This is a genomic window from Psychromonas algicola (genome assembly GCF_004378355.1).
Classification (GTDB): Bacteria; Pseudomonadota; Gammaproteobacteria; order Enterobacterales; family Psychromonadaceae; genus Psychromonas.
In genome coordinates, this window is the sequence record NZ_SNUB01000054.1 from 1 (window position 1) to 7,672 (window position 7,672).

The following is a 7,672-nucleotide window of genomic DNA, read 5'->3' on the forward strand; positions in this document are numbered from 1 at the left end:
CATTTGTTTTGCCTGAACGGCGAGAGAGAAGTTACCCAAGAATGGTTAAAGCGAGACCCAAAAGATACGCAGAAAGAAAAGGTAAAAAAATGCCCATCAGTTCTTAACTGACAGGCATTAAGACTAAGCGCCTAACAACAACTTATCATCATCTAATTCTTCACCATCGTTACGCGCTTGAGCAAATAGGTTTAATAAATCTTTTACTTCATAACCAGCACGCTCTTCACCCGTTAAGTCAAAAATAATTTTACCTTCATGCAACATAATTGTACGCGAACCATGATCTAATGCTTGACGCATCGAATGTGTCACCATCATCACAGTTAATTGTTTTTCAGCAATAATTTGCGATGAGATATCCATGATCAAAGCGGCTGTTTTTGGGTCTAAAGCTGCAGTATGTTCATCTAGTAATAAAATAGTACTCGGCTGTAAAGCAGACATTAATAGACTTACAGATTGACGTTGACCACCAGACAATAACCCCATCTGACTTTCAAGACGATCTTCAAGCCCTAAATTTAAACGACTTAATTGTTCACGAAATACATCACGCATTTTACTGTTTAATGCTGAAGAAAGGCGACCTCGCTTACCTCTTCCGTAAGCTAACGCCATATTTTCTTCAACGGTTAAATCACCACAAGTCCCAGCAAGCGGATCTTGAAAAACACGCGCTATATCTGCAGTTCTTCCTGTAGCAGGGATTTTTGTGACATCCCTTTCACCAAAAAACAACTGCCCTTTTGTACTTTTAATATCGCCGGCGATTGTATTTAACAGTGTTGACTTACCTGCTCCATTAGAGCCGATAACCGTCACAAACTCTCCCATTGGGATCGTTAAATCCACCCCTCTTAATGCTAGTTTTTCTGTGGGTAAACCACGATTAAACGTAACATGTAAATCTTTACAAGAAATCATATTTCATCCCTCGCTGCACGTTTTGCTTTCCACTCATTACGTAATTTAGGAAAGATTAAAGCTAAAGCAACAAGTACCGCAGTGATCAAGTTTAAGTCTGATGCACTGAATCCTAAGAAGTCGGCATTCAATGCCATAGACACAGCTAATCGGTACAATACCGAACCGACGATACAACTCAGTACAATCACGTACATAGAACGACTAGCGAACAATGATTGTCCAATAATAACCGCAGCTAAGCCAACAACAATAGTACCAATCCCCATTGTGGAGTCAGCAAAACCGTTGGTTTGAGCAAACAATGCACCAGCTAGCCCTACTAAACCATTAGACAAGGCTAAACCAGCATACACCTTCTCTTTTACCACAATGCCATTTGCTTGTGCCATGCGTTTATTTGAACCCACTGCACGCATTGCCAAACCATATTGGGTTCTTAAGAACCAGGCAACTAACAAAGCACCAACAACGGCACATATGCCAACAAAAATAACGCGCATATACATATCAGGTAAACCAAAGATCCCTTCAAAAGGCGTCAAAATGGTTGGTTCCATGATTAATGCGACATTAGGTTTACCCATCACACGTAAGTTAATTGTGTATAAAGCAGTCATAGTTAAGATGCTTGCAAGTAGATGCAAAATATCAAAACGTAAATTTAACCATGCAGTCACTAAGCCTGCACATGCAGCAGCCACTGTACCGATTAAGGTCGCTAAAAATACATTAACCCCCATAACAATCAATGTTGCAGTAACCGCAGCACCGAGCGTGAAACTACCATCAACGGTAAGATCAGGAAAATCTAAGATACGGAAAGTTAAATAAACCCCAATGGCAACTAAACCATAAATGAGGCCTATTTCTAACGTACCTAAAAAAGAAAAAAGAGACATATTAATCCGTTCTTATTTAATAACTTTAGTTGCACGAGTTAGCACGGCTTCAGGAACTGAAATCCCCATGCGAGCGGCCATTTTTGGGTTAACAAATAAGTTGGTACCCTGTGCCATTTTCACATCAATTGAGCCTGGTTTTTCACCATTTAAGATACGCACAACGATTTCACCCGTTTGACGACCTAAATCAAAATAGTCATATCCAACAGCAGCAACCGCACCACGTGCAACCGTATCTGTATCACCTGCAAAGACTGGAATTTGAGCATCAATACCTACTTTAATAACAGATTCAACAGCACTGATAATTGTATTATCAATAGGGCAATAAATAGCATCAACTTTGCCAACGAGCTGTTTCGTTGCAATCATCACATCAGAAGATTTAGGCGCAGCAGATTCAACAATTTTAATTCCCATTTCAGCAGCAGCAATTTTTAACGCTGCAACCGTAGATACTGAATTCGCTTCACCTGGATTATACGGAACACCGACTGTTTTTAAATTTGGAACAAATTCCTTAATAAGTTCAAGGTGTTGTTTAACATTAACCATATCAGACAAACCAGTAACGTTACCGCCAGGCTTTGTCATGCTAGAGACTAACTTAGCGCCAAGTGGATCAGTTACCGCAGAGAAAACAACAGGAATGTTTCTACTTACACTAACAGCAGCTTGAGCCGATGGCGTCGCTATCGCAACAATCACATCGGGTTGATCTCCAACCATTTTACGAGCAATTTGTGCTGCGATTGCTGGTTGCCCTTGCGCACTCTCGTAGGTAAATTTTAATTCACCATCTTTATAACCACTTTCATTTAATACTGATTTAATACCATCTCTTACAGCATCTAAAGCTGGGTGCTCAACGATAGCTGTTGTCGCAACATAAACAGGTTTTGCCTGTAAGCCAGTTGAAATAAGAGCTGCCGCGATAAGCGTGCTTTTAAGTATTGAATTTAGCTTCATTTTTTAGTCCTTGGATAAACTTTATTTATAGAAGAGTTAATCTTAAATGAGCGAATAACATTAATAAATTTATTCGCTGATCATTTTATTGTATTTTTCTCAACCGTATCAGTTAACTTTAATAATACCAAGTACCTATTAATAAATTAATTGATGCATAACAGTAATATTACAGAGATGTTAAAAATGAATCGATATTAGAAAAGCGTTGTGAAAATTTAAGAACCTAGAAACAAAAAAAGAGCCCTGAGGCTCTTTTTATAAACAAGGTTTAGTTCGAATTAACGACGTAGACCTAGTTCTGCGATTAATGCTGTGTAAGCTGCAACATTTTTACGCTTTAAGTAGTCAAGTAATTTACGACGTTGACTAACCATGCGTAATAAACCACGACGGCTGTGGTGATCATGGATGTGCTCTTTGAAATGGCCTTGAAGGTGGTTGATTTGTACTGTGTACAATGCAACTTGAACTTCAGGTGAACCAGTATCGCCTTCTGCGCGACCAAATTTTGCTACAATCTCAGCTTTCTGTTCTGCACTTAGTGACATAACGTACTCCGATATTTTTTGGTTATGTGAATAACCTATTTAAATTATTATCGCCGATCACTAATTCAGCGATAAAGTGAAGGCCGAAGTTTACGGACTTTTATACCTAGGTGCAACTATAAATAAAGGAATACAAGCAATATTCGATAACTTATCTATAAAAGCGAGGCACAAAGGTAGATTTAAATAATTATTCGCCATTAACCAAGCTGGGAAATAGCGAACAATAGTGTCATCTTGATACCGAGCAAAATGTTTAACGTAATGGTTTTAATAACTGCTTAATCACTGAACTTAGACTTACAAATACAATTAATACCGCTAATAGAGGCAAAACAAGCCACATTGTTGGATGTAATTGAGTAGGTAATTCGAATCCCCAAGTCATTAAACTATATAAAATAATTTCAGCAGCAATCGCAGCAACTAAACCAGCACTAATCGCTAACAATCCATATTCAGCCCAAAGTGTATGACTAATACGCTTTTTACTCGCACCTAAGGTTCTATATAAAGTAATTTCACGCTTACGCTCACTTAGACTTAAACGTAATAAAGTGAAGATCAATAAAACACCACCAACCACTCCTAAAGCAGCAAGCCCTGTAAGAGACCATGATATTTGTCTCAATAATCCCTGTATTTTATTTGCCATAGTACGAAGATCTAATAGCGTTACTGTCGGATATAAACGAGCAAGCTGATTCACCAAATGGGTTTGTGACTCTTCAGCTCTAAAGCTTAACATCCAAGTGGCGGGTAAATTCTCTACCACGTCTTCACTAAAAATAAACACAAAGTTAGGCTTTAAACTCTGCCATTCAACAGCACGAATGGAGTTCACAGTAGCAGTAAAAGATTGACTATTTACTTCAAAAGTAAGTTTATCTCCTATTACGACGCCTAGCTCTTCAGCAACACCTTGAGCAATAGAAACGTTTTTTTCCCCCTTCCATTCTCCAGCGACTACTTCATTATAAACGGGTAACTCTTTAGCCCAAGTAAAGTTGATCTCGCGTCTTAAAATACGAATATTTTCTTCATTATAAGATGGGTGCTCAGTATTGTTCACACCGTTAATAGCAGTCCATCTTCCTCTAATAATAGCAAAGGTGTCACTATGAGGCAGTTTCAATGTATCAACTTGCTGTAAATACCCTTGCTGTTGCTCTGGGCTGATATTAATAGCAAAAACATTAGGCGCATCAGGTGAAAGTGTTTGTTGCCAATCACCTAATAAGTCACTTTTAATTAACCATATCAAAGCAACTAACATTAGCGAGCCAGACAAGGCCGCTAATTGCATCATGCTGTTTTTAGGTGAACGGCTAATACGACTTAATGCTAAACTAAATGCCGCTTTCCATTTAAATCGACTTAGCAATGTTAATAAGCCATAACTCAAACCTGCTAATAGTGTAAATAGCACTAACAAACCTATTAACACCATCCACACCAATTTATTCGATCCATAAAACACGATTAATGCGGTGATCGGTAATAATAATAGCCACCAGCTTGTTTTTGAGTAACGAGTTGTTTGCTGCTGTTGAATAACATTAATTGCGGGTGCATCGAGCAAGCGATTTAATGGAATCAATAATGCAGGCAAACCAATACAAAGCGCTACGCCAATCGCAAAAACAAAAGGCTGAACGCCAACGCTTGGTAATTCTTTCGGCAAGATATCCGTTAATGGTAAACGTAATAGAAACTCTAATAATAAACCTGATGCACTACCGACAACAAAAGCAATCGCAAACATAATAAGTACTTGTGTTGTTAACCATAAACGTAACCACTTACGACTCGCCCCCATACTCTTAAGCATAGAAACGGTTTCGCTACGATTACGCGCGTAATGTAAGCAAGTTAAAATCAAGGTAACAGCTGCCATCAATATCACCATTAGGATGGTGAGTGATAAATACTGTTTAGCTTTATCCATTAATCGTGCTGCACGACTTTCTTTATTTTGATCGACCCAAGATTCACCGGCTTGCAGCTCATAATCATTCTGCAAATTAGCTAAAGTTGTTAAGTCACCATTAATAAATAAACGGTAGCGCACACGACTTCCTACTTGAACCGCGCCCGTTTTCTCTAAATCATTTTCATGTATAAATAAATTAGGGATACTATTAAATGGGTTATAAGCCAACTCTGGTTCATCTTTGATAATACCTGTGATACTTAATTCTGCATCACCAATCGCGAGCACTTCCCCTACTTTAGTATCTAATAAAGACAGCAAACGATCAGAGATCCATAATTCACCTGGATTAACCTGATGTGAGATTTCATTATTCTGATTATTAAGATTTAAGTCACCACGCAACGGATAATTAGTCTGCACACTTTTTACAGTCACCAATTGCATGTTTACATCACTGAAAGCCATAGTTTGAAAGCGACTTTGTGAAGAAACCGTTAAGCCAGCCTGCTCTGCTTTTTCAATTAACGAAGTAGGAATTGGATTGGAAGATCGAAACACCAGATCCGCAGCTAATAACGTTCGACCTTGCTCAGTCATCACTTTTTCAACACGTAACGCCAATGTAGAAAGCGCAACAACACAAGCGATGATCAAGGTTAAGGCAACCATTACAGGCCATAATTGACCAAACCAAATCTCTCGCAAGCTCCAGTTTATTATCATTTTATTGCTTTTCATGCGCTTTCCTGACATTGCCCATCGTTAATAATAAGCGTGCGTTGACAGCGCTTCGCTAACTCTGCATCGTGGGTTACTAGAACCAAGGTTGTACCTTGTTCTTTATTCATCGCAAATAACAGCTCAATGATATGCTGTGCTGTTTTTTGGTCTAGGTTACCCGTTGGTTCATCGGCAAATAATATTTTTGGTTGAGTAACAAAAGCACGCGCTAAAGCAACACGTTGTTGTTCACCACCAGATAATTGGGTAGGTAAATGTGTTTCACGCCCCGCTAAGCCCACTTCTTTTAATAAAGCTTTAGCTTTTAGGTTATTGCTTTCTTCATCTTCATTACCGCGTAAAACCATCGGCAAGGTGACATTCTGTAGTGCGGTTAAGGAAGGGATCAATAAAAAGTTTTGAAAAACAAATCCAATAGATTCACCACGAATTTTAGCGCGTTGTTCATCATCCATTGCTGAAATCGTAGAATCTAATAAAGTGATGGATCCTGTTGTTGGCTGATCCAATCCCGCTAATAAACTCATTAGCGTCGATTTACCTGCACCAGAAGTCCCCATAATTGCAACGGATTCTCCTTCATTGATATTAAAGGAAATCCCCTTTAGGATAGATAACTCGTTCTCATTACTAATTACTGATTTAGTAATATTTTCAACATTTATAATGGATTGACTCATGATTAAACTCGTTTCCTTATTATTATCTTTATTAATTTCATTTACAGCACAAAGTAACACATTACTTATTATCGGAGATAGTTTAAGTGCTGGTTACAATATGCCAGTAGAAGAAAGCTGGCCTGTTTTTTTACCAAAAAAATTACAACAACAAGGTTTAGAAATAACTGTTGTTAACGCAAGTATTTCTGGCGATACAAGTGGTAACGCTTTAGCAAGATTGCCTGGTTTATTAAGCAAACATCAACCTGATTATGTATTGTTAGAATTAGGTGCAAATGATGGATTACGTGGTTTTTCACCTAACATTGTGACTAACAATTTAAGCGTAATGATAGATAATATCAAGTCACAAAATGCTCAACCCATTTTAATGCAGATCCAAGTCCCTACAAATTATGGTAAACGTTACAGTAATGCATTTGCTGATATTTATCCTGCACTTAGTAAGGAAAAAGATATTCCTTTAATGCCATTCTATTTAGAACAGGTTATCGTCAAACCAGAGTGGATGCAAAGCGATGGTTTACACCCTAATGCAAAAGCCCAACAATGGATTGCTGAGTTCATTGCAAAAGAATTAAAAAAAATATTAACTGATTTAAAGCAATAATCTAATACGCGTATTACATACGAGAAATCAAAGCGATGGGATCAAATAGAGAAAGTGTTTTTATTTAAAATGATATTTCACGGACTTATTTCAACAACTTGTTAAAAGAATAAGTTTGTGAATTCATCGAGTTTGAATTGGATGATAACAATCAGAATGCGATGCGGGGATTTTACTTCACAGAGTTAGATAACAAACTCAAATTTCAGGCATAAAAAAACCAGCTATAAGCTAATGCCGATCAGTTAAGAAAAATTAGTTGATTTTTAACGTAAGAAGATCAAAATCCTATGACTCAAAAGGTCATGGGATTTTTTTATGGAACTTTCAGAAGCACTCGCTCGCACATC

At 37.8% G+C, this 7,672-nt stretch carries 7 protein-coding genes; 1 reads left to right on the top strand and 6 read right to left on the bottom strand.

Going from position 1 to position 7,672, the window contains the following annotated elements; translation table 11 throughout:
- Positions 1-123: 123 nt before the first annotated feature.
- The 6 genes from E2R67_RS16120 to E2R67_RS16145 form a co-directional block, all read right to left on the bottom strand.
- On the bottom strand, positions 124-927 hold the full coding sequence (locus E2R67_RS16120; protein WP_134291973.1) for an ABC transporter ATP-binding protein: 804 nt from the start codon (positions 925-927) through the stop codon (positions 124-126).
- Entirely contained in the window at positions 924-1,829 is a 906-nt protein-coding gene (locus tag E2R67_RS16125) for an ABC transporter permease (protein WP_134291974.1), read from the bottom strand. The genes E2R67_RS16120 and E2R67_RS16125 overlap by 4 nt, the downstream gene beginning before the upstream one ends.
- Positions 1,830-1,841: 12 nt before the next feature.
- On the bottom strand, positions 1,842-2,801 hold the full coding sequence (locus tag E2R67_RS16130; protein ID WP_134291975.1) for an ABC transporter substrate-binding protein: 960 nt from the start codon (positions 2,799-2,801) through the stop codon (positions 1,842-1,844).
- A 281-nt stretch (positions 2,802-3,082) separates the two neighbouring features.
- Positions 3,083-3,352, bottom strand: coding sequence for a 30S ribosomal protein S15 (rpsO, locus tag E2R67_RS16135; protein ID WP_028870486.1), 270 nt, complete (start codon positions 3,350-3,352; stop codon positions 3,083-3,085).
- 256 nt (positions 3,353-3,608) lie between these two features.
- On the bottom strand, positions 3,609-6,026 hold the full coding sequence (locus tag E2R67_RS16140) for an ABC transporter permease (protein WP_166739411.1): 2,418 nt from the start codon (positions 6,024-6,026) through the stop codon (positions 3,609-3,611).
- Complete coding sequence (locus E2R67_RS16145; protein WP_134291977.1) at positions 6,023-6,709, bottom strand: ABC transporter ATP-binding protein; 687 nt, start codon at positions 6,707-6,709, stop codon at positions 6,023-6,025. The genes E2R67_RS16140 and E2R67_RS16145 overlap by 4 nt, the downstream gene beginning before the upstream one ends.
- Between E2R67_RS16145 and tesA the strand changes: the two genes are divergently transcribed.
- Positions 6,708-7,322, top strand: coding sequence for a multifunctional acyl-CoA thioesterase I/protease I/lysophospholipase L1 (gene tesA, locus E2R67_RS16150; protein ID WP_134291978.1), 615 nt, complete (start codon positions 6,708-6,710; stop codon positions 7,320-7,322). The genes E2R67_RS16145 and tesA overlap by 2 nt on opposite strands.
- Positions 7,323-7,672: the final 350 nt, after the last annotated feature.